The sequence below is a fragment of the Nocardia sp. NBC_00508 genome (genome assembly GCF_036346875.1).
Classification (GTDB): Bacteria; Actinomycetota; Actinomycetes; order Mycobacteriales; family Mycobacteriaceae; genus Nocardia.
The window spans coordinates 6,827,887-6,851,215 of the sequence record NZ_CP107852.1 but is presented as its reverse complement, the minus strand read 5'-3'; the positions used below and the strand labels follow the sequence as shown (position 1 = coordinate 6,851,215).

Annotated in this window: 16 protein-coding genes and 7 pseudogenes; 15 read left to right on the top strand and 8 right to left on the bottom strand. The window is 63.6% G+C overall.

The genetic code is table 11. The features are described from left to right. Positions 1–41: 41 nt before the first annotated feature. From OHA40_RS30745 to OHA40_RS30735, 3 genes are all read right to left on the bottom strand, one after another. Positions 42–554 carry a hypothetical protein gene (locus OHA40_RS30745; protein WP_330230315.1) on the bottom strand — a complete coding sequence of 171 codons (513 nt, stop codon included), beginning with the start codon at positions 552–554 and terminating at the stop codon, positions 42–44. A 140-nt stretch (positions 555–694) separates the two neighbouring features. After that, positions 695–1,399: a DUF4158 domain-containing protein gene (locus OHA40_RS30740; protein ID WP_330230314.1), complete on the bottom strand. Its 705-nt coding sequence runs from the start codon at positions 1,397–1,399 to the stop codon at positions 695–697. A 506-nt stretch (positions 1,400–1,905) separates the two neighbouring features. After that, entirely contained in the window at positions 1,906–2,904 is a 999-nt protein-coding gene (locus OHA40_RS30735) for a methyltransferase (protein ID WP_330230313.1), read from the bottom strand. 508 nt (positions 2,905–3,412) lie between these two features. Between OHA40_RS30735 and OHA40_RS30730 the strand changes: the two genes are divergently transcribed. The 3 genes and pseudogenes from OHA40_RS30730 (at position 3,413) to OHA40_RS30720 (ending at position 6,216) form a co-directional block, all read left to right on the top strand. Continuing rightward, on the top strand, positions 3,413–4,285 hold the full coding sequence (locus tag OHA40_RS30730; protein WP_330230312.1) for an alpha/beta hydrolase: 873 nt from the start codon (positions 3,413–3,415) through the stop codon (positions 4,283–4,285). Continuing rightward, positions 4,216–4,683 carry a DUF427 domain-containing protein gene (locus OHA40_RS34815; RefSeq protein ID WP_442943849.1) on the top strand — a complete coding sequence of 156 codons (468 nt, stop codon included), beginning with the start codon at positions 4,216–4,218 and terminating at the stop codon, positions 4,681–4,683. Before OHA40_RS30730 ends, OHA40_RS34815 begins: the two co-directional genes overlap by 70 nt. 91 nt (positions 4,684–4,774) lie before the next feature. After that, positions 4,775–6,216 (top strand): annotated as a pseudogene (locus OHA40_RS30720) (NF041680 family putative transposase). A 29-nt stretch (positions 6,217–6,245) separates the two neighbouring features. Here OHA40_RS30720 and OHA40_RS30715 read toward each other — a convergent pair. After that, the gene (locus tag OHA40_RS30715) at positions 6,246–7,574 is read right to left on the bottom strand and encodes an IS630 family transposase (protein ID WP_330230310.1); all 1,329 of its coding nucleotides are present in this window, start codon (positions 7,572–7,574) and stop codon (positions 6,246–6,248) included. A gap of 456 nt (positions 7,575–8,030) precedes the next feature. Here OHA40_RS30715 and OHA40_RS30710 point away from each other — a divergent pair. The 3 genes and pseudogenes from OHA40_RS30710 (at position 8,031) to OHA40_RS34805 (ending at position 9,289) form a co-directional block, all read left to right on the top strand. Next, positions 8,031–8,984: pseudogene (locus tag OHA40_RS30710) on the top strand (transposase). Between the two features lie 55 nt (positions 8,985–9,039). Continuing rightward, positions 9,040–9,186 (top strand): hypothetical protein, encoded by a 147-nt coding sequence (locus OHA40_RS34810; RefSeq protein ID WP_442943848.1) that lies wholly within the window; start codon positions 9,040–9,042, stop codon positions 9,184–9,186. A 22-nt stretch (positions 9,187–9,208) separates the two neighbouring features. After that, entirely contained in the window at positions 9,209–9,289 is an 81-nt protein-coding gene (locus OHA40_RS34805) for a hypothetical protein (RefSeq protein ID WP_442944085.1), read from the top strand. A gap of 72 nt (positions 9,290–9,361) precedes the next feature. On the opposite strand, the pseudogene OHA40_RS34800 reads toward OHA40_RS34805, so the two are convergent. Next, a pseudogene (locus tag OHA40_RS34800) lies at positions 9,362–9,766 on the bottom strand (helix-turn-helix domain-containing protein); the annotation flags it as partial. Positions 9,767–11,207: 1,441 nt separating this feature from the next. Between OHA40_RS34800 and OHA40_RS30700 the strand changes: the two are divergent. From OHA40_RS30700 to OHA40_RS30670, 7 genes are all read left to right on the top strand, one after another. Then, the gene (locus tag OHA40_RS30700) at positions 11,208–11,588 is read left to right on the top strand and encodes an antibiotic biosynthesis monooxygenase family protein (RefSeq protein WP_330230308.1); all 381 of its coding nucleotides are present in this window, start codon (positions 11,208–11,210) and stop codon (positions 11,586–11,588) included. Between the two features lie 53 nt (positions 11,589–11,641). Continuing rightward, positions 11,642–12,172 (top strand): SDR family NAD(P)-dependent oxidoreductase, encoded by a 531-nt coding sequence (locus OHA40_RS30695; protein ID WP_330230307.1) that lies wholly within the window; start codon positions 11,642–11,644, stop codon positions 12,170–12,172. Then, entirely contained in the window at positions 12,061–12,423 is a 363-nt protein-coding gene (locus OHA40_RS30690) for an SDR family oxidoreductase (RefSeq protein ID WP_330234441.1), read from the top strand. The genes OHA40_RS30695 and OHA40_RS30690 overlap by 112 nt, the downstream gene beginning before the upstream one ends. A 43-nt stretch (positions 12,424–12,466) precedes the next feature. Beyond that, the gene (locus OHA40_RS30685; RefSeq protein ID WP_330230306.1) at positions 12,467–12,781 is read left to right on the top strand and encodes a hypothetical protein; all 315 of its coding nucleotides are present in this window, start codon (positions 12,467–12,469) and stop codon (positions 12,779–12,781) included. A 548-nt stretch (positions 12,782–13,329) separates the two neighbouring features. Further along, a complete protein-coding gene (locus OHA40_RS30680; RefSeq protein ID WP_330230305.1) occupies positions 13,330–15,693 on the top strand; it encodes a hypothetical protein in 2,364 nt (787 codons plus the stop codon). A 139-nt stretch (positions 15,694–15,832) separates the two neighbouring features. Then, positions 15,833–17,230: a radical SAM/SPASM domain-containing protein gene (locus tag OHA40_RS30675; protein WP_330230304.1), complete on the top strand. Its 1,398-nt coding sequence runs from the start codon at positions 15,833–15,835 to the stop codon at positions 17,228–17,230. A gap of 9 nt (positions 17,231–17,239) precedes the next feature. After that, positions 17,240–20,323, top strand: a complete 3,084-nt coding sequence (locus OHA40_RS30670) for a glycine--tRNA ligase (RefSeq protein ID WP_330230303.1) — start codon at positions 17,240–17,242, stop codon at positions 20,321–20,323. A 134-nt stretch (positions 20,324–20,457) separates the two neighbouring features. On the opposite strand, the pseudogene OHA40_RS30665 reads toward OHA40_RS30670, so the two are convergent. After that, positions 20,458–21,261 (bottom strand): annotated as a pseudogene (locus tag OHA40_RS30665) (transposase); the annotation flags it as partial. A gap of 33 nt (positions 21,262–21,294) precedes the next feature. Between OHA40_RS30665 and OHA40_RS30660 the strand changes: the two are divergent. Next, positions 21,295–21,606 (top strand): transposase, encoded by a 312-nt coding sequence (locus OHA40_RS30660; protein ID WP_330230302.1) that lies wholly within the window; start codon positions 21,295–21,297, stop codon positions 21,604–21,606. 20 nt (positions 21,607–21,626) lie between these two features. Further along, positions 21,627–22,172 (top strand): annotated as a pseudogene (locus OHA40_RS30655) (DDE-type integrase/transposase/recombinase); the annotation flags it as partial. A gap of 89 nt (positions 22,173–22,261) precedes the next feature. On the opposite strand, the pseudogene OHA40_RS30650 reads toward OHA40_RS30655, so the two are convergent. Both OHA40_RS30650 and OHA40_RS30645 read right to left on the bottom strand, forming a co-directional pair. After that, positions 22,262–22,759: pseudogene (locus OHA40_RS30650) on the bottom strand (IS30 family transposase); the annotation flags it as partial. A gap of 61 nt (positions 22,760–22,820) precedes the next feature. After that, positions 22,821–23,282: pseudogene (locus tag OHA40_RS30645) on the bottom strand (ATP-binding protein); the annotation flags it as partial. Positions 23,283–23,329 lie beyond the last annotated feature (47 nt).

Below are 23,329 nucleotides of genomic sequence, written 5' to 3'. Positions count from 1 at the left end.
CGGAGTACGCCGACTTGTCTAGAGTTAGTCAGGTGACTCACTCAACTGCGCGACGTCGAGCCAGCGAGCTGGCAGTCCGCGTTGCGGCGAATCTCGCGGGCCCTGAGATCCGCCAACTCCCGCATCGCCTTCAGCACCGGCAAGCCGTCACCGACCGCGCCGAAGTCGATGTGCCGCATCATCGCCGGTAAGAACACCCGCACCGTGGCGAACCGGCCGGCCATCTCCTCGAGCCGTTGGGAATCAAACTCCGGATCCGCCTGCGGCACCAGCTCGTCGATCGTCGCGACCGCTGCCTGCAGCTCGGCCCGGGTTACGGTGTTCTCGATCAGATCCCCCACCAGCTGCAGCGACAGCTCCGGCTCGGTCTCGGTCATCTCCAGCAGTACCCGCACTGCCCGCGCCAGCTTGCCGGCGTTCTTGCTCATCCGCGGGTACCGGCGCAGCTTCTCCTCCTTGGACTGCCGCTCTGCCCTGGCCATCAGATTGGTCACCATCAGCAGGTCGAACAACTCGAGCACGTCGTCGACCGCCTTGGCGCGCAACGTGAACACCGTCGCGCATAGCAGCGCCAGCAGCCGGTCGCGCTGAGTTCACATCCGCCGAAGATGCGCGGTCTTGCCGGTCAGCCCGTGCGAGGCCAGCGCGATCAGCCGTCGCGCAGGCACCTTCGAGATATCCACCGACGCCGGGATCACCGCGTTCGGATCCCGCACCCGCGCCAGCGCGTTTCGCATTCCCGTCGATGTCGGCGTGAACGCGCCTTTACGCAGCCGCTCCAGCTCAACATACTTGCGGCGGTTCTCCTCCCGGGTGTCCAGCAACCCGAGCGCGTCCCGGACTGCCCGGCCGTCAGCTGGCCGGCCAGATGCGTCCACAGCCGCTGATCGGCCAACTGCTTGCCCTCCGTGACCTGTCGCTCCAGCGTGGTGATGCCAGGCAGCAGCGCGCCTTTCTCCCTCAGCCACCGCACCGCCCCGGCGGTGAGAGCTTTGGGCCCGTCGCCGGTCGTCCACGCCTGATCGGCGATCCACGTCGCCAGCTCGCCCTCGATGTCGGCGAACTCGATCAGCCCGTGTTTGCGGATGATCTCGGCCTGATGGTCGTACCGGGTCTGCTTGCGGTCGGTATACGCCTTCACGCACGACGGGTCGTCGATGCCCAGCTGCTCGGCCAAGTGGTCGACCACCTCGACCGGCACCTCCAGCGGATTGGCCAGGAACATGCTCAGGTACCGGACCGTGACCAGCTGGACCGCGAAACCCAATCGATTGCTATCGCGACGCCGCGCAGCGATCAGTTCGTGGTCGTTGTCGTCGAGATGGAAGAACCGTTCCAGGTCGACTCGCGTCAGCCCTCCGAACTGGCCATACCCCGGCGCTGCACCCTCTTCCCGCACAGCCGCTCATGAAACCACCAGCGCCGCAACAATGCTCAGCAATCACCCGAATCGGTCGATCCGATCTCACCGTCTCCGCTTAGCGCGGCTTTCGCGCCACTGGACTCAACGTGCCGTAACGCTCTGCCCGGACTCAGCGCTTGTCGACAATCTCGCCGATATCGTCGCCGACCAAATCGCACCACCGATCCGGCACCAGCGTGAGAAACACGAACTCGATCGGCTCAACACGATCCTGGAGAATCATCGATGAACCCTACCGCCGCGCCGGAAACCGACCCGATCCGCAAGAAGATCCTCGCCGCCATGGACCGCCTCCTCGACGGCAACCCCTGCGATCCACCGGCCGGCTCAACGTCTCCCAGCTCGCCGTCGAAGCCGGACTCGGCCGCTGGCACCTCACCCACCAGCACACCGACCTCAAGGAGCTATTCCAGGCCCGGGTCAAAGCCGCAGCCTCGACGAGGGGGTCCAGCGACTACGACAAGCAGAATTTTGAAAAATTATCAAGCGGATCGGACCAGGTCTCCCGGTTTCCTGCCGAACACCATCGATGTGGGTCCTATCAGGCCGCGTTTCTTGATCCCGATGAACCCCGCGTCACGAAGCCAGTCCGCGCATTGGGTCGTGGTGGCTTCGAAGCCTTCTCGTGTCTCCAGCATGATGTTCAGACTGGAGAGGAATCGCAGCAGGTTACGTCTGCCGCGCGGATCGATCATGGCGTCGTAGATCAGTAGCGCCCCGCCCGGCGGGAGCGCTTTGTATGACTGGGCGATCAGTGCGCGTCGCGTGGCCTCGCCGTATCCGTGTAGGACGTGCCCGAAGCTGATGACATCGGCGCTGGGCAGCGGACCGTTGTGCATGTCTCCGGGAATGAAACGAATCCGCTCGGCAAGCCCGAACGATGCGACGTACTGCTCGAAGATCGGCTCAACAGGTGCCAGGTCATAGCTGGCTCCGGTCAGATGGGGATGGGTGAGCGCGACACGTACCGGCAGGGCTCCTTGGGCGGCGCCGATGTCGACGAATGTCCGGAATTTTTTCCATGGGAACCGGGCGGCGATCATCACCGCCTCTCCGGTCGCGATTCCAGTCATTCCGGACAGGAATTTCTCCAGTGCGCTCGGGTCGCGGTAGAGGGTGGCGAAGAATTCGTTCTCGCCGCGCTCTTCTTCGGCTTCCGGAAGACCGGTTCGAAGAAGGGCGGGCAGTCCGGACCACAGGGTATAGAGCCGCTTGCTCGACAGCTCGAGAATTCCGCCGATGTAACCAGGTTTGGATCTGTCCAGGAACAGTGCGGCCTCCCGGGAATTCGAGTACCGCCCGGCCCGATCGCGCCGCAGCAGGCCCATCTCGACGAGCGCGGTCAGGAACGGCCTGCTGGACCGCGGATGCCAGCCGAGTTCCGCGGCCAGCGCGTCTTCGGTCACAGCGCCTGGAGCGAGGTGGGTGAACAGATCGAACTCGATGGCCGTGAGAATGACCTGCGCGGAGCAGAACGACATCCCAGAGGTCAGGATCCTGTGGGGGTCAGCGACGCGCCGCAGCAGCGGACCAGAAATTCTTCCCTGAAATACCCGCATCAGTAGCAAGTCACGGCGAAGATCGGCACCGAATACCGACCGGATGGCATCGACCGCATCCCATACATCCGCATCGGTGGAAGCATCACGATCCTCGACTTGATTTTCAGGTTTCGGCATCGTTCCTTGCCCTAGATCGGGGAACCAGAATGACGAGCAGCGTACCGCCCGAGTTCCACTCGAGCCCCCAGAACTGGGGACAGGCGAGAATCGAGGCCGTATCGACTCCAGACCAGGAGAACCGCGTGTGACTGGACTTCCTTCCCCGGTGCGGTCGTGGCCCCGCAGTAGGGATCGCGCAGCCGGCCTCGCTGTCGTCCTATTGCTGCATGCGGTGCTCGCGCTACGTGCCGCAGCCGATGCGGCACCACCGTTCGCATCGCAGTACCAGCCTGTCGGCACCGCGGTACCGTCGGCGGCGCATACGGCAGTGATCGATCGTGTCGAGCCGATCACCGAGCGTTGGTTGCGTGTGTTCGTGGGATCGCCCGCGATGGGCCGTGTGACGCAGGTCCAGGTGCTGCTACCTGAGGACCGCAGCCGGCCGCGACCGACTGTCTACCTGCTCGACGGCTTCGGCGCACGGGACGGTGCCAGCGACTGGCTCGTCCGCGGCGGCGCAAGGGAATTCTTCGCCGACAAGAACGTCACGGTCGTGCTCCCCACCGGCGGTCCCGCGAGCTACTACGCCGACTGGCAGCGAACCGACCCCGTATTAGGCACCAACCGATGGGAAACCTTCCTCACCCGCGAACTGCCCCCACTGATCGATGACTCATTCGACGGCGACGGCCGCAACGCCGTTGAGGGCGTGTCGATGGGCGCCGAAGCCGCAGCGATGCTGGCCAGCAGGAACCCCGGTTTGTACACGGCTGTGGCGGCCCACAGTGGCTGCTACGGTCCCAGCAGCGATCTCGAGCAACTCGGGGTTCGAACGGTGGTGCTTCACGGCGGCGGCGACGCCGACAACATGTTCGGTCCACCGCACGAGTGGCGCGAGCACGACCCCACCGTGCACGCCGAAGCGTTACGCGGGACCGCGATCTACCTGTCCGTAGGCAGCGGCATACCCGGCGAACATGATGTACCCGGCAACCCCGATCTTGTCCCCATCGTCGTCGAGGGCGGGCCGCTCGAAGCCGCCGCCAACTCCTGCACGCACCGCTTCGCCGAGCGGCTCACCGAACTGCACATCCCGGCCACCGTCAACTTCCGGCCCACCGGAACCCACTCATGGCCATACTGGGCCGACGAACTGCAACGCTCCTGGACGACCATAGCCACCGGCCTATACCAGCAATGACCGGCGCCGAGGCGCGGAACCGTCCTCATCGCAAGCGCAGGAAAGACAACCAGTTTCCAGTCTTTGAGGAAGGGAAGACTAGCGGCGGTGCTATGCCCGTTGCTGGAGCCTTCGTCGGGCCGACACCGCGCAGGATCCGCGTCCGGCTCGGCGGTGTCTTGGTGGCCGACAGCAGCCGAGCGCAGTTGCCGGTCCAATATGGTCGCGACGCGCTGCCCACTTACTACCTACCCCACGACGACGTGCGGCCAGGAGCACTCGTCGACGAAAGCACCGGCATCGGCGGTCAACGGAAATGGACCGTCCGCACCGACGTCGCACAAGCGGTGGACGCCGCATGGACAGGTCGACGACCCGACCGGGCCCTTCACCGCCCTAGCTTGAATCTTAACCTCTGAGCTGGGTTTTTAGCACCCGGGTGATCATGGGTGAAGCCCTGGTTGATCATGTCTTCTTGCGACAGAAGACTTTCGATAACCAAGGGCTTCGGTGAACAGTGCGCACGACACCGGATGCGCCGGTGCGGTCGGGGAGCTGTCGGCGTTCCGGCAGGAGTTGTATCGGTGCCTGCCCCGGCGGGCGGACGCAGTGTTCGATCTGGTGGATGCGGTGTTGTGTGCGGAGGGGCCGGTGCGGTCGCTGCCGGAGCTATCGCTGGTCGGCGAGCATCGCCGGGGATACGGCAGTGTGCATGCGGCGCTGGAGCGGGGTCGGATCGACATCGCACGGTTGCGGCGGGCACTGGTCTCGGTGCCGCTGCCGCGGACGGCCGACTGGTGCTGGCGGTGGACATCACCTCCTGGCTGCGGCCGGAAGCGCATACCTGCCCGCAGCGAATCCTGTGTCACACCTACGGGCGCGCCAAGAACACCCATCAGATGGTTCTCGGCTGGCCGTACTCGGTGGTCTGTGCCCTGGAATCGGGGCGTAGTTCCTGGACCGCGCCACTGGATGCGGTGCGGCTGGCACCCGGTGACGACGCCGCCACGGTCACCGCGGACCAGTTGCGCACCGTGATCGGCAATCTGATCGAGGCCGGGCACTGGCAACCGGGTGATCCGGAGATCTGGATCGTCGCCGACGCCGGCTACGACGCACCCCGGCTGGCGTTCCTGCTGGCAGATCTGCCCGTGGCCGTGCTGGGCCGGATGCGGTCGGACCGGGTCCTGCGCCGCCGCGTACCCGCATGGCAGCCCGGGACGACCGGCCGCCCACCCAGACATGGCGGCGAGTTCGTCTTCGGCGATCCCGCGACCTGGGGTGAGCCCGATACCGCCGTCACGACCGACACCCGCCTCTACGGACCAGCCACAGCACGGTCATGGAATCGCTTGCACCCCAGGCTTACTCACCGATCATCCTGGACTGTCCAGGCCGGGAAGCTGCCGGTGCTCGAAGGCACTGTGATCCGCCTCGCCGTCGACGGGCTCCCCAGCGGCGCCACCCCCAAGCCGGTGTGGTTGTGGCATTCGGTCATCGATCTGGATGCCGCCGAGGTCGATGTGCTGTGGCAGGCATTTCTGCGGCGGTTCGATATCGAGCACACCTTCCGCATGCTCAAACAAACCCTCGGCTGGAACGTCCCCAAACTCCGCGACCCCGCCGCCGCGGACAGATGGACCTGGCTGCTTCTGGCCGCCTACACCCAGCTGCGCCTTGCACGGGAACTCACCGCCGATATCCGGCGGCCCTGGGAGAAACCCGCAGCCCCACAACGACTTACACCAGCACGTGTCCGTCGATGCTTTCGGCACCTCCGCCGGAAAGCAGCCTGTCCCGCCAGTGCACCGAAACCCTCCCGTCCCGTACCCGGGCGACCAGCCGGCCACCGCAACCAGCGTCCGACACCCCGCTACGACGTGCACATCAAGACCACCGGTAACCAGAAACCATCCAAACCCGCCGGGCCACGACCCCGCCGCAAAGGATAAAAACACCAGCTCAGAGGTTAAAACTCAAGCTAGTGTCCTGCGCCTGAAATTCGTTGAAGATATTTAGCGAGTGATTCGAGGATCTCTTCCGCGGTTTTGCGCCAGACGAATGGTTTCGGGTCGGCATTCCATTGCTCGATCCAGGCTGTGATGTCTTTGTCCAGTGCCGCAACGCTTTTGTGGACTCCGCGGCGCAGAAGTTGGTCGGTAAGGAACCCGAACCAGCGCTCGACCTGGTTGAGCCATGAGGAGCCGGTCGGGGTGAAATGCATATGGAAGCGTGGATGTTTGGCCAGCCAGGCGTTGATCGTCGGTGTCTTGTGGGTAGACAAGTTGTCGCAGACCAGGTGTACGTCCAGTTCCGCGGGCACGGCCTTGTCGATCGCGATGAGGAATTTCTTGAACTCGGCCGCGCGGCGGCGGGAGTACAGCTTGGAGATCACGGCTCCGTCGGCGATGTCGAACGCCGCGAACAGGCTGGTCACGCCGTGGCGGACGTAGTCGTGGGAGTATCGCTCGGGCATGCCGGGCATCATCGGCAGCACCGGTTGCGAGCGGTCCAGTGCCTGGATCCCGGACTTCTCGTCCACACACAACACGACCGCCTTCTCCGGCGGATTGTGATACAGCCCGACCACATCGACGACCTTGTCCACGAACAACGGATCGGTCGAGAGTTTGAAGCCGTCGGCCACATGCGGTTTCAGATCGAACTTGCTCCAGATCCGCCCAATCGTCGACGGCGACAAGCCGCTTCGTTTGGCCATCGAGGTCCGCGACCAATGCGTCGCGTCTGCCGGCTTCTGCTCCAGGGTCATCGTGACCACTTCTTCGACCTTGTCCAGCAGGATCGACGGGGGCCGTCCCGGACGCGTCTCGTCGGACAACCCCTCGAGACGTCTCTGCGCGAAACGCCTCCGCCACTTACCCACAGTCTGGGCCGTGATACCCAACTCGGCTGCCACATCCTGATTGGATTTACCTGCCGCACAACCCAATACGATCCGGCAACGCTCCGCGAGCGCCTGCGACGACTTCGCTCGACGCGCCCACCGCTGCAACGTCTCACGCTCATCGCCGGTCAACACGATCTCGGCCACCGGCCGCCCACCACGATCACGATCACCCAGCCCTTCCAGACCCTCGGCGGCGAACTGCCCGCGCCATCTCGCCGCCGACCCCACCGAGACACCGACAAGCCGCGCGGCACCCGCATTCGACATACCCTCAGCGCAGGCCAGCACGATCCGAGCTCGTTGCGCCTCACGCCGATCCGGCGACTCCGCCATGCGCGCAAGCTCCACACGCTCAGCGTCGGACACAACGATCTCAACAGCAGAAGGCCCACGATGCGACACAAAAACAGCCTAACAACTTAGGGGACGCATTTCAGGCGCGACACACTAGGGCACGAAGAATCCAGCGTGTCGCGTGCTACCCAGGGGTTTTCCTCAAAAGCATTCGTCTCTTCGGTCGCGTAGCCACGGGCTGTCAGCGTAGGAGGCCACCACCGTCGTACACGAGGGATCGACCGGTCATCATCAGGCAGTCGATATTTCACCGCGCTACGGATCTGCGGGGCGCGGTCACGATGTGCCTTCGTAGTCGACGCGTGTGCGCCGACGTAGAAAGGAGCCTGTCTCATATGTCTTGTATCCAAGGGCTTGTGAGACAGGTAAGGCCTTCGCTGTCAGCTTGTCGTCGCCGGCGTCGTGGGTCGCGCCGAGGTGGCCGGCGTGCATACGCGCGTTGTGCACTGCTGCGGGGTCGGCCTTGATCGGCGAGCAGCAACGGCGCGAACCGATCCTTGCGAAGTGATCGATGCGGCGACCGCCGAGCTGGAGCCGGTGGTCGGGGTGAGAGCCGCCTGCGCGGTGACCGGCAAGTCGCGGGCGACGCTGCATCGGCAGCGAAATCCGAGGCCGCCGAAACAGGGGCCGCGGCGGCCGGTGGTGCATCCGGCCGCGTTGTCGGCGGCCGAGCAGGCCACGGTACTGGCCGAGTTGCGGTCGGATCGTTTCGTCGACAAGTCGCCGGCGTGGGCGTGGGCGTGGGCGACGCTGTTGGATGGGGGACGGTATCTGTGCTCGATCTCGACGATGTACCGCCTGTTGCGCGCGGCCGGCGAGGTGCGCGAACGCCGTCGGCAGGCCACGCATCCGGCTGCACGGCCCGTTCAAGGGCGTCTACTACGACCTTCTGGAGATGTTGGACATCTTCTCCCGCAAGGTGATCCATTGGAAGCTCGTGCCCGAGTGAATCCTGGTGGATCCCAGGCAATTCCAGATAGACGCGATCGCGGCCAACAACGGGATCGTGCCCGACTACATCCATGCCGACAACGGCGGGTCGATGACCAGTAAACCGGTCGCCGAGTTGTTGATCGACCTCCATATCACCCGCTCGCACTCGCGGCCTCGGGTGTCCAACGACAACCGTACTCCGAGGCGCAGTTCAAGACGCTGAAGTACTGTCCGGCGTTCCCGGACCGGTTCGCCTCTATTCGAGAGGCCGAGCGGTTTTGCCGCGCGTTCTTCACCTACTACAACGCCGTCCACCGACATTCGGGGATCGGATTACACGCTCCCGCAACAGTTCACGACGGTACCGCCACCGCGATCCGCGCCGAACGCGGCAAGGTGCTCGCCGCGGCCTACGCCGCGAACCCCGCCCGCTTCGGTCGTCCCCCGGCACCGCCCGGCTGCCGAAAGCCGCCCTGGATCAACCAGCCCCCGAAGGAGAACATCAACACAGAATTCGTAGCCTGACCGGTCTCACCTGGATGACAAATTCCGCTACGTGGGCGGGATCCGTTGGCGCCTCATGCTACTCGCGATCGCAGCCGTGACCGGGATCGTTACGCTGCGAGTTGGCAAGGGGAGCGTCGACGTCTTGGGACTCATCGGCGTAGTTGCGTTCATCGGGGCAATCAGCATTGAAATGCTCGCTATGGCGTCAGCGGCCGGATGAGGCATGGTATGACGCGCGTGCGGTGGCAGAGTCGGCCAAGACACTGGCTTGGAAATACGCGGTGGGCGGCTTGCTGTTTCCGATGAAGCGACGGCGGCGGTGATTCCGGCGGCGAGCCGGTCATGCCGAGGTACTCCGTTGGTGTGACGCCGGTGAACCCGCGGAAGTCTCGATTGAAGTGGGACTGGTCGGCGTAGCCGTAGGTGGCGGCGACCTCGTGCAATCGTGATTCCGGATGCTGGAGGAGATGTCGCCGAGCCCGTTCGAACCGCACCAGCCGCGCTGCGGCTTTGGGTGGAACCCCGACCTGCTGGGTGAACTTGGCGATCAGGTGTTTGTGGCTCCAGCCCACGTCCTCCACGATCCGGCGGATCGGAATTGCACCGCCGGTGGCGGTTAGCAGGGCCCATGCTCGCCGGACCTCAGGCGACACCTGGCGGCCGATGGCCGCGCGGTCGAGTAGGAACCCATCGAGAAGCTCGAATCTGCTACGCCATGTGGGCTCATCGCGGATCCGGTCGGCGAATTCGCGGCTGCGGCGCCCGAGGACGTCGGCGAGCTCGACCAATCTTCCACTCATCTCGATGCCGGGAGTATCCAGCAAGCTGTAGGCTCCGAGGGGGTCCAACGACAGCTCGATGTAGGACGGGGTACAGGCGCCCTCGATCGCGACATGCGAATTGCGCGAGCCGATGAGAAATTGGGGCGGTCGACGGGACGAGTCAACCAGTTTGATGACCATCTGCGTAGCCATACTCGCTGGCAGCGTGAAGTTCCCGTGCGGCGTTGTTGTTGTCGGGTAGCCTGCGTAGTCGCGCACCAGCATCGACCGCAGCTGCGGGTGCGGTGCGCCGTTCACCCGCAGCGACTGAGTGTCGTCTGACGGGTTAACCGTCTGAGATCGAGTAGTCACACGCGTCCGCCCCCCTGGTGCTCGGCTTGTAATCAGCACGCGCGGTAAGTCATCGACTCAATCCACAACAAACTTCGGCCCGTTGTTAATAAGCGGCGCCAGCCAGCCGACCTCGACTGCGCTCGATGCGGTTGCATTGCCGCCGTATAAAGCCGGGACCTCGGAATGGGTATTGTAAGACGTCGACTACCGATGTGCGACCGAATGGATTCTCTCCTGCCGCGTCCACGGTAGCGGCCCTCGAACTGGACTGCAAGCCCGAACAGCATTGCGCACATGCCACATTCGCCAAGGCCGCGCTCGATGCGTCATCGGCTGTGTGGTCATTTCGTGTAGTTCAGTCGTGGGATCCGGTATTAACCGAAACTAAATACGAACCCGTCAGTATTGTTTTGTATCGCACTGTTCATGTGAGCGAGTGGCACCGGATCGGGGGCGCTGCGTGTTGCGGGGATGGTTGCGCAACCGGCAAGCCCACGTTCATGTCCGTTTGTATGAGATCGCGGGCCGCACGAGCCGTACCTGGCCGCGCCACCTGGCTACGCCTCAAAGCTTGATGCCGGTCGCCTTGCTCGCCGGCCTCAGTTGCGCAGCCTCGACTTCGTCGTGAACCAGCTATCGGCGGGAGGTCGGCACCGCAGCCAGCCGCGATGTTGAGGCCGATGTGAGGACACGTAAAATTCATTCTATTCTACTGTTCGACTCCCCGTCGACAATGGTTGTCGTTGCATGGTGTGCGTTCGGTTCCTCGAAAACCGAGATCTCCCGTCCTGGCAACGTCAAGGTCTTGTCGATCGAAGGAGACGAATTCCCCGTACTTCTGCTGAGAGGCATGGGATCGGCTGCGGTGGTCCTCGTTCCAGCCGGAATATCCTACGCAGCCCTCCCGAGACCCTGCTGAGTACCGACCGGCGCACCGTCATCTGCTCGGCCCTTCGAATGCAGGTGACCGCCAGAACCGAGACAGGATGCGGCGGGCATCAAAGCGAAAATCACACTGTCAGAAGGGTGTTGTCGGACGGCTGGCAACCACATTCCGAGGGATGGTGCGAGCAAACGCCGAATCTCCGCTTAACCGATATCAATACGAATGAAAGAAGGGCAGACAGTGGCATCGGAACTGAAACTCGAAGGCATCAACCTCGACGACACCACCGTCGACCATCCCGCCACGTTGATCAACATCTTCAAGGTTCCGGTCGACGAGTCCGGCCCGTTCCTGGAGCGGTGGAACGACAACGCCAGGATCATGGCGCAGCAGGCGGGCTTCATCAGGGCACGGATGTTTCGCTCCTTGGACGACGATGTCGAGCTTCGTTTCATCAACGTCGCCGAATGGAAGTCGGGGAACGCGCTCGACACGGCCCGGGCGAATCTGGAGTGGCGCGCTTCGGTCAAGCGAGTCCTCGAGGACCCGGACCTGCACATCCACGCGAGGCCGGTCGTGTATGGGACCGACCTGGATGTCCGTCCGGGCGACACCCTGTGACTCCCACATGACTGTCACCTCCCGGAAGTACCCGAGCACGTGAGGAACTTCAGATGAACGAACCACGAATGGTGGCAATCGTCAGCGGCGCAAGTCGTGGAATCGGCGCCGGCGCCGCCCGCGCGCTCGCAGGGCGCGGATACCACCTGATCGTCAACTACCTGCGCAACGATGCCGCGGCCAAGGAGGTCGTGCGTCAGATCGAGGCGGCTGGTGGCAGCGCGGAAGTCGCCCAGGCCAGCGTCTGCGATGGTGACCGGGTCGCTGTGCTGGTCGAGCAGGTCCATCGTGACCACGGCCGAGTGGATGTGTTGGTGTGCAACGCCAACACCGTGCATCCGCCGTTCGAGCAATTGGACACCCTGACGTGGGATGCGTTCGCCAGCAAGCTGGCCGGCGCCTTCTTCCTGACCAAGGAGGTTCTGGCGATCATGCGCGAGCAGCGATCGGCCGGATCGTGTACGTCTCGAGCATCGACGCCGACTTCTCCGCTGGAAGCGTCGCACACTCCGCGGCGAAGTCCGCGCTCAATACGTTCGGCCGCCACGCAGCAGGGTATGCGGCCCGATTCGGGATCCCGGTGAACACGGTCGCGCCCGGTTCGGTCCGCACTGATGCGAGCGCCTTGGTCAACACCGCCGAGATCATCGACTATCTGGCGGAGCGGTCGTTGCTCGGCCGACCGCTGGAGCCCGAAGACATCGGCGAAGTCATCGCCATGACAGCCGATGCTCAGTTCGGGCCGGTCACGGAACAGATCATCACCGTCGATTCCGGCATGCGCGTACTTGACCAGCAGATTTCGATGGTCGGTAAGCGGTTCGGAGACGACTGACATGGCAACTACGCGGGCAGCCGACGGCCTCGGAGATCGCGCGGTGCAGAATTCGGCATCTGCCGGGTGGGAGTCCCGCAGAACGGTCGCACTCGCGCGCGCCGAGAAGTTCATCGAAACGCAGGCGGAGCATAACGAGGCGTTCCCCGCCACTGTGCAAGCCGATCTCAAGGTCCGCGACCCTGAATTTCGCTCGCATCGACCTTCGCACCTCCTTTGTCGCGCCGCCGCGCTCGGCGCCGACCACGGCGAGCAGGCCACGGATCGCGGGCCCGACGCGGGTGATGGTGTCCATCGTGGCCACCGCGTCATACAACGGGGCGGGCAGGAAAACACCAGCCACATAGGCGTGCTCTAGCCGTCGTCATTTCTGCGGATCGATGCCGAATCCGAATCCGCCAGCCACGCAATAGGATCGACTCAACAAGCAGGGGCGAGACAGTGCCGATTGATCGTGCTGACCAGGTGGGGGTAATGGACACAGAATCTGTCATGCCGGGGGGAAACCCGTTGCAGCCTGCTCTGCATACCTCGGAAGGACCTCCTGGGTTCACCGGGGCGGCCGATGTGTACCGCCTGATCGGTGCGTTGTATCAGCGTCCGCGCTTCGGTGATTGGCCACGAAAACTCACCGCCACGAATACGAGCACCTACTGGACCGGACGGGTCCCACGGGATGAGCGATCGAAGCGTCAGGGTTTGCCGATGTTGTGCCTGGTCCAGCCCGCGGGCCCGGACATCGTGGCCGCTGCGGTCAACCGGTTGCTCAACAACGCCAAGCGTGCAGGTGTCCCGCATGCCTACGTCCGGGCCGGCGACAACGGCGATCAGCCCGGACAGGCAGGATCCGCTGGTTTCCAGGGACGCCCGTGGCAGGCCGGTAGCTTGTCGAAGGCGGATGTCGTGATGATCCGCGATCTGCTCGGCAACGCGCGCAATTCGCTGATCAGCTCGAGCAACGCGCGTGGCCGTCGGCTGCGATTCCCGCTGTTCTCGCTGGTCTACACGTTGATGGACAGCACCCTCGACCCAGACGACAGCGATCCGGACAGTACCGTTCGGCAGCTGCTCAGTGAGCAAGGGTTGATGCGGCGACTCAGGATGGTTGCGGAAACGATCGACCGGGAGGTCGCGGGAGACAGGCTCTGGTGGAGGATTCCGCTGTGGTCGGTGTTCGTCGCGGCAGCTGGCCTGTTCCGGATGGTGTTGACCGGCCGGGTTCCGCTGTTGTCCGGCCGATACCGATGGTTCATGCGCCAACCGCATCTCGCGCCCGAGATGTCCGGCACTTTCGTTCGGTTCGCCGAACGGCTGATCGGCTGGCAGGGTGAAGCCCCGGAGTATGTCGCGCGACTGCTGGTCAACTCCTTCCTGGAAGATCTGCGACGCGGCTATCGGTTGGCTCCGTGGGATGTGGTGAACTCGCGCCGGATGACCTACTCCGTGCTCTTGCTCGATACCGAGGCGATGCGAGCTGGTGGCGACCGGCTGCTGTATCTGATCAACGAAGTCCGTAACCAGACGGGGCTCTTCGATCCGCTGCTGATCATCGCTTCCAGCAGAGCCATGCCACTCGATCCGCGTCGGACTGCCGCCGTTCAACCCCATATCGGCCCTGCAGCGGAGGCCGCTCAGGCTTATCTGGAATGGCAAGACCATTTGCTGAAATATCGGCGGGAACGTCGAGATATCGCATGGTATCTGCCTATCCACATTCCGCCGCCACGGAATGACCCGGGCATCAGGTTCGAGTTCGCACCGGATCCGGCGGATGTTCACCCGCCGTGGGTATCCAACCGGTGGGTACGGATCGTCGGTGTCCTGATTCTGGTGGTCGCCGCCGCGGGGCATGTGTTCGATTGGCGGTCCGGCCATTGCGGAAGCTGGAACGACCAGGTGCACACCAGCGGGTTGGAGTGCATCGGTGTGAGCGATGGCGGATTCAGCTTGTTCGATCCGCCGGATTCGACCACTCGGCAGGTGGAGCAGGTCATTGCTGTTCAAAACGCGCGAGCCGAGCAGCAGCACAAGAACTTTCCGCAGCGGCCGTACATCACGATTCCAGTCCTGCAGGCGCTCACCTCCGCGGATGGTACCGCCGACGGCCTTACCGCAGCGCGGGAATCACTGGAGGGGGTGGCGGTTGCCCAACTACAGCAGCTCGAAAAATCCGGCGACGCCGATCCGATCGTGCGGGTGCTGATCGCCAACGGCGGCAAGGAAATGCGCAAAGCGGCCACGGTCGCCCGCCAACTCGGCGATCTAGCACGACGCGACGACTCTCTGATCGGCGTCGTCGGGCTCGAAATGAGTAGCCGACAGACCGCGGATGCGGTGCAAGAGCTCAGCCGGGCCGGCCTGCCCATGGTCTCGTCCACCCTGTCGGATCCGAGTCTTGCCGAAGGCCATCCGATGTACTTCCAGATTGCTCCCACGAACAAGACCGAAGCAGTGGTCACGGCGGCATTCGCCGACAACCACGCCACGAATACGAACGTCCCACGGACGGTTCGCATCTTCCACTCCGACGATCCGTCGGATACCTACAGTTCGGGGCTGAGCGGCGATGTCAAGAAAGCTTTTACGGGCCGGGGATTCGCGGCGACTGTGCACTCGTTTCCGGCGGGCAAGGCCAACGCCGCTGGGCTGGAGGCCTGCGGATACAACGGATTCGTTTTCTTCGCGGGCCGGGGGGTGCCCGACTTCGGCGATTTTCTCGCCAGCGCGGCCCAATGTTCCAGCAAGGCAGTGTTCATCGGAGACGACGACGTCAGTCGCTATGCTGCCGCTGCCCCTAAACGCCAAGCCAATCGATCCATTGATTTCTACTACGTCTCCTTCGCGGTTGTTCCCCCCATCAAAGAGCGCTCCGGCCCAGAGCGAAGTTTCTACGAGCGACTCGACAGCCTGTTTCCCTTTGAGACCGACCCAGAGCACGGCCGGTCACCGGATGGTCGTGCGGCAATGGCTTATGACGCCGCACAGGTCTTGATCACCGCTACCAGCTACCTGCGTACCGGTGCCATCGAGCATCCGGTCACGCCGGGGACTGTGTGGCGCGAAATCACCAGCATCCATAATCCTACGACGGGTGTACACCGCCAGATCGACGGTGTCAGCGGCACAATCGATTACGGGGGCGACGTCACCCAACAGGTCCCGTTGAACAAGCCGGTGGCTATTCTGCAGGTCGTCCAGGGCGAAGTCTCACCTGACATCGTCGGTATCTGCGGCGACACCAGGCACCCCGAATCCTCATGGTGTCCGTAAACACCGATTGAGGTTCACGGCTTATATGAATGTCAGCCGCCTTGTCGACCGAATCCAGTGCGCCACTGGAGCAAGTGACCGCCGATGTGTGCAAGCTGCTCGACCAATTGGCCCCTCAAACTGTGCGGAGGGCCGCGTGATGACCGCCACGATCGAAACTTTGGTCGCCACATTGCGTTACCGGCCCGACCTCGGCCTGCTATTCGATCCCAAGTCGGGCACCTTCCACCGGCTGCGCAACACGGTCGCCAAACAGATGGTCTCCCAGATCTTTTCTGGTGCCGACCGGCAGACTGTGATCGACACCGTCAGCAACCACTACCGCGCAGACTCCAGCGTCGTCGCCGCCGACCTCGACGCCCTTGTCACCACCCTGACGACTGCGGCAACCGCACAGGCCGCGCCGCACGATAGAGCCCTACAGGAGATCGACAAACGGTTCGACACCGAATTGGACTTCCCGCTGCGCCTGGAAATCGAGCTGACCGCGGTCTGCAACTGGAACTGCGGCTTCTGCTACAACGTCTGGAAGATCGACCCGACAATGTCGGATCGCGACGTACGGATCGCGGTGCGTGAGCTGCCCGAGAAACACATCCCGACCGAGCTGGCCACTGCGATCCTGGACGAATGCGCCGAGAAAGGCTGCTATGTCATCCGCTACAGCGGCGGAGAGACCTTGCTACACCCAGACGCGATGGACATCTTCGAACACGGCGGCCGACTCGGCCTCTACCAAGTCATCTTCACCAACGGCCATTTCATCACCGCCGACCGCGCCGCCCGGCTCGCGGCCGCAAATGTGCGCTGCGCCTTGGTGTCCATCCACGGCGACCGCGACCAGCACAACCACCTCACCGGACATCCCCGCGCCTACGACAAGGCAATCACCGCGATGCAGCTGCTGCTGGACGCAGGCATCAACGTCGTCGCTGAACTCACCCTCGTCAAGGAGAACATTGCCGGCGCACTGGAGGTCATCCGCGATGTGCACCGCATCGGCGTCCGCGAATTCGGCGTCATGCGCTACGTCCCGACCGGACGCAACGACGACCAATACGGAGTGCCGATCTCGGTGACCCTGCCGCTGATGCGAGAAATCGACCAGCTCACCGCCACCGAATGTTCCGGCATGACCGTGGCATGGCCATGCGCACAAAAGCTGTGCACCAGCGACACCGACACGCCGCTGCACGCCGACGACCCCACCCTGGCGCTGAGGTTCTCCCAAATCGCTGGCCACTGCGAATCGGGAATGGTGTGGGCCAGCGTCAGCTACGACGGGCAGCTGCGCAACTGCCCGCACAGTAACGTCTACTTCGGTCGTCTTGCCGACCACCCTGTCGCCGAGCTGTGGCCAACCCTGACCAAGCGCGTCCACGAGGCGGTCACTACCCGGGACACCTGCGCGGGCTGCGCGGTTGCCGACGCCTGCCGCGGCGGTTGTCACCTGCCCAGTTTCTTTGCCCCCAAGCAGGTCACAGGGTTGGGCATGCCGAGCCTAGGCGCCGAATCCGTGACCGGAATCAGCGGATAGGATCTCTCGATGGCCGACGACGCATCGTTCCGCGCAGGGTCCCAGCCGACCCTGTCCATGCAAGAAGCGATCCTCCGTCTACAGAACTACTGGGCGGGTCACGGTTGTGTGATCGCCCAACCGTTCAACACCGAAGTCGGTGCGGGAACGATGAATCCGGCCACCCTGCTCAGCGTGCTCGGCCCCGAACCGTGGCGGGTCGCGTACGTCGAACCCTCGGTTCGCCCCGACGACAGCCGCTACGGCGAGAACCCGAACCGACTGCAAACCCACACTCAGTTCCAGGTCATCGTCAAACCCGAACCCGGCAACCCGCAAGAGCTCTACCTGGGGTCACTCGCCGTGCTGGGCATCGACCTGCACGCCCACGATGTTCGGTTCGTCGAAGACAACTGGGCCCAACCAGCCATCGGCGCATGGGGACTGGGCTGGGAAGTCTGGCTCGACGGCATGGAAATCACTCAATTCACCTACTTCCAGCAGGTCGGCGGACAAACCCTAGACCCAGTCCCCGTCGAGATCACCTACGGCCTCGAACGCATCCTCATGGCTGTACAGAACGTCACCCACTTCAAAGACCTCCTGTTCGCACCGGGCGTCACCTACGGCGAATTCCTGGGCCAATCCGAATACGAGATGTCGCGGTACTACCTCGACGACGCAGACACCGAAGCCACCCGAACCCTGCTCGACATCTACTCCCGCGAAGCGGGCAGGCTCATCGAACTGCGACTGCCGATCCCCGCACATTCCTTCATCCTCAAGAGCTCGCACGCCTTCAACGTCCTCGACGCCCGCGGCGCCATCTCGACCACTGAACGCGCGAAATGGTTTCAGACCATGCGGACTCAATCCCGTTCGGTCGCCGAGCTGTGGATCGAACTGCGCGACAAAGCGGGTCACCCGCGTGGCATCCACCAACCTCTCCCGCTCGCCGCCACGCCAGTCGAGGTTGCAGCACAGCAGGCGCGTGGTGGTTTGCTGGTGTTCGAAATCGGCACCGAAGAACTGCCCCCGCACGTTGTCGACGCCACCGTCGAAGCCGTGGAACAAGATCTGACTCGCCTGCTTGCCGAGACCGCACTGGACCACGGCCCGATCCGAGTTGACGCCACCCCGCGCCGCGTCGTCGTACGCATAGACGACGTCTCTGACCGCGAGCCCGACAGCATTCAAGTCCGCCGTGGTCCCAAGACTGCCGCCGCATACAACAGCGACGGCACTCCCACCCGAGCGCTCGAAGGATTTCTCAAATCCCAGCAAATCACCGAAGCTGATTTGACTCGAGTTGAAGTCAACGGTGTCGAACACATCACCGTCGAGACCCTGCGGCCCGGTCGCATCGCAGCCGACATCCTCACCACCATGCTTGCGCAGATAGTGACCGGGCTGCGGTCGGAAAAGAACATGCGCTGGAACGACCCGATCCTCAGCTTTAGCCGCCCCATCCGATGGCTGCTCGCCCTCCTCGACGACACCCTGCTTCCGGTCACTGCTGGCGCACTGGCCGCCGGACGCACCACCCGCAGCCACCGCCAATCCGAGCAACCCGAGATCAGCATCAATCATGCTGCTGACTACGAAGCCGTGATGCGCGCCGAAGGGATCCTCATCGACGTCGCCGAACGTCGGGACACCCTCACCCAGGCCGTTGCTGAATTGGCCAATCACCACAGCGGCACGATCGAGATCGAAAACGAGACCGATCTGATCGACGAAATCACCAACCTGGTGGAGACACCGTTCGCGATTCTCGGCCAGTTCGACCAGAAGTACCTCGAGCTGCCCGAACAAATCCTCACCACCGTCATGCGCAAGCACCAGCGTTATCTTCCCGTTCGCGCTCAGCACGGCAACCTGCTCCCATTGTTCGTCACTGTTGCCAACGGAGCTTGCGACCCTGACGTCGTCCGAGACGGTAACGAGAAGGTGCTGCGTGCACGCTTCGAAGACGCCTCATTCTTCTGGAACAGCGACCTGCACACGACCCCGCAGGAATTCCGGGCCCGTCTCACGGACCTCACCTTCGAACAACGCCTCGGCTCCGTGGGCGACCGTGCTGACCGCATCGCTGTAGTTAGCCGAGAGCTCGCGACGCGAATCTCTCTGTCCGCTAACGACTCCACAACACTTGCTCGGGCTGGGGAGTTGGTGAAGTTCGATCTCGCAACCCAGATGGTCATCGAAATGACCTCCCTCGCTGGCACCATGGCTGGCGAATACGCTTGCAAAGCAGGAGAACTCGCCCCGGTCGCCGAAGCACTGCTCGAGACCGAACTTCCGCGGCATCACAGCGACCGACTGCCCGCCACACTGCCCGGAGCCCTGTTGGCCCTTGCCGACCGGTTCGACCTGCTCGTTGCGATGCTTGCCGTCGGTGCCAAGCTCACCGGAACCTCGGATCCGTTTGGGCTGCGCCGCGCCGCCCTGGGCATAGTCCGAATCCTGCGCGCACACCCTGTACTCGAAACGCTCACCTATCGCCAGGTGCTCGACACTGCGGCTGAGGCACTGCGCAGCCAAGGCGTCGCTGTCGACACCGCGGTCCTCGACACCGCCGAAGACCTGCTCATCACCCGCTACGAACAACGACTCCGCGACGAGAGTATCCCCGTGCCTCTTATCGATGCAGTCCGGCCTGCGGCAGGAAATCCCCGCCGCGCCGACCAATTGCGCGCCGAGATCGACCAAGCCCGCAACATCCACGGTCCACGTTTTGTCGAGCTGGTGGAAGGACTTCAGCGCATCGTTCGGATCTTGCCGCCGGGCACGCCGCCCGATTGCGACACACGTCGACTTACCGAACCAGCTGAACAGCGGCTCATTGACGCTATCGCCACCCTGCGTCGCACCCACGCCACCTCGTTGCCGGACTGGGTTGCCAGCGCCATGCCACTGGCTGATGGTCTGCGAACCTTCTTTGACGACGTACTTGTCATGACCGACGACACAGCCGTGCGCTCTGCCCGCCTCGGTCTGCTCGCTGGTGCCCTTGCTGTGGCTCCGACAGGAATCGATTGGAAAGCTGTGCATCTCTTGCGGTCCGAGACCTTCGATGTTCGGGCTGACACCAACACCGTGGCGCTCAGCTGATCTCGGTGAGTCTCTCAGGTGAGCCGCGGACGCGATCACCTTCGAAGGCCGGATCACCCGACCGGTAACGAACCAACACCGGGACCGGATCCACCGTTAATCAGGCTCTGGTGCACTTTCGGTGGTGGTCGGCGCTAGGCCAGAAGGATGCGATGCCGTAGTAGCGGAAAACCAGCGCGACCATACATTTGTCGTTTGATCAGTGTGGTTTTCGTGTTGACACCTTCGACGGGGCCGTTGCTGTAAGGCAGGGTGAGGCCAGCGACCGCAGCGTCGCGGTCTTGGTCGAGACCGCGCAGGAAGGGATCGAGTTCCGGAAGCCGCGCTTCGCGGACCTGCTTCATCCATGAATCAAGGTCGCTGCCGCGGCGCTCGGTCATCAGCTGCGCGAAATCGGCGACAAGCCTGGCCAAATCGGTCATCTCCGGGCAGGCGGCGAGCAGTTCGTCGAGGTGGGTGCGGTGGCCGTCGGACAGGTCGGTAGGCCGGGTCATGATCCAGGAGGTGAACCGCCGCGGTGACGGCGCGATCCGGTCGCTCTCGGCGCGGCCTTGGTTGAGGTATTTGTGGAGCAGGTTGATGCTGCCGGTGTAGCCGAGGGCTTTGATCTCGTTGAGCAGGTGCAGAACCGGGACGCCGGGTTCGGCGGCGCGACGGGTGGGCAGGTGATCGCGATAGGGGTCGACCAGGCAGGCCCAGTATTGGGGCGGACGCCGCAGCTGGTCGGGTTCGGAAGTACGGGCGTAACGCTTGACGGTGTTGAGGCTCAGGCAGAGCCGGCGGGCGCAGTCCAGCAGCCCGACACCTTGGTCAAGCAGGTTGTGGACGGCGTGCCAGCGTTCGAGTGTTGTTTTCTCGCGGGTCAGCGTTTGTCGTTTCGGTCCGGCTGAGCTTCCCCCGCATCCGCTGTGGGCGGCCACTGAACCGCCCCGACTTTCTGGCCGCTTCCTTCTCTGTGAAGGATGTGGGCCATGCCCAAGCGTTATCCGATCGAGCAGCGTGAGCGTGCGGTGAAGATGGTGCTGGACCGACTCGACGGTTATGCGTCGGCGTATGCCGCCTGCCAGGCGCTGGCACCGAAAGTCGGCATCCACGCCGAGACACTGCGTGTCTGGGTGAAGCAAGCCCAGATCGACACCGGGAAGGCTCCCGGTGTGACGAGCGCGGAGCAGGCGCGGATCAAGGAACTCGAACGCGAAGTCCGAGATCTGAAGGAGGCCAACGAGATTCTGAAAGCGGCCTCAATTTTCTTCGCGCGGGAGATCGACCCGCGCCGCCGTTGATCTGCCAGTTCATCGATCAAATGCGTGCACAGGGTTACCGGGTCGATCCGATCTGCCGCGTGCTCACCGAGCAAGGCGTGCAGGTCGCCGGACGCACGTATCGGAACTGGAAAACCACCCCTGCTTCGGCCCGGACGGTGACCGACGCGTATCTGACCGACGCGCTGCGCGCCACCATCGGCACTCCTGAGGGAATGTATGGGCGCCGCAAGATGACCCCATATCTGCGTCGCCAGGGCTACCGGGTCGGCATCGGCACCATAAACCGGCTCATGCGCGACGAAGGACTGTGCGGTGTGATCCGTGGCGCTAGGCACCGCACCACCATCGCCGGTAAGGGCGCCGACCACCGGCGCGCCCCAGACCTTCTCGACCGCGATTTCACCGCAATCGAGCCAAATCGCAAGTGGGTCACCGACTTTACTTACGTGCCCACCTGGACTGGGTTCGTATACGTGGCGTTCGTGATCGATTGTTTCTCCCGTTCCATCGTGGGCTGGCAGGCTGCCACGATCAAGGACACCGCGATGATTACTTCGGCGTTGAAGATGGCGTTGTGGAGACGCGACCACGACGGCCACACCGTCGCCGAGGGGTTGATCCATCACAGCGACGCGGGGTCGCAGGGCGGATTCAACTGGTCGTCGCAACGCTCTTATACCGGAAGCGATTGTAGGTGTTGCTCCATTGCTTCGGCGGGAGTGCGCCATCCGAGCGTCTTTCGCGGGCGGGTGTTGAGTGTGTGCGCGACGGCCGCGAGGTCCTTTCCGGTCCACCGTGATAGGTCCGTTCCCTTCGGGAAGTACTGCCGCAGAAGGCCATTCGTGTTCTCGTTGGTCCCGCGCTGCCATGGGCTGTGGGGATCGGCGAAGAAGACCGCGACACCGGTCTTCGATGTCAGCGCGGAGTGCGCGGACATTTCCTTTCCTCGGTCCCAGGTCAGCGACTTCACCATCGGTGCCGGGAGCCTGTTCAAGGCCGCCGCCAGCGCCTTGTTCATAGACAGTGCCCCGTAGCCGCTGAGCGCGGGACCGTTCTTCACCGGTGCCGATTTGCCCCATTCATGTTCGCGTGGCAGGTGGACCAGGACCGTGAACCGGGTGGTCCGCTCGACAAGAGTGCCGATCGCGGAGCGGCCGGTTCCGATGATGACTGCGCTCATCGAATCTCCCCAACCGGGCTCGTCGAAACGCCCCACCCATGAGCGGTCCTGATTATAGGGGCTGCCGGTTCCCGGTCGTGGCGCGACGGAGGTTGTCGGCGGTGGCCTGATGATCACGCAGCCGATAGGAATCGCCGTCGAGGTTGATGACCATCGACCGATGCAGCAAGCGGTCCAGCAGCGCTGCCGCGACGGTGTTGTCGCCGAGGATCTCGCCCCAGGATCCGACACCCCGGTTTGTGGTGATCACGATGGAGGTCTTCAAATAGCGTTGCGACACAACCTGAAACAACGCTGATGCCGCCTCGGCGGGTAAGGGGAGGTAGCCGAGTTCATCGATCACCAGCAACGCCGGACCGGCGTAGAAGCGCATCGTGGTCGCCCAACGGCCCTCGATCGCCGCCCGGTGACAGCGGGCCGCTAGATCGGCGGCGGTGGTGAAGTAGGTGCGGTAGCCAGCGTGCGCGGCCGCCCGCGCGAGCCCGGTCGCCAGATGCGTCTTGCCTGTGCCGGGCGTTATCAGCGGGGCCTGACCCGTCCTCATCGATGTTCACGACGAAG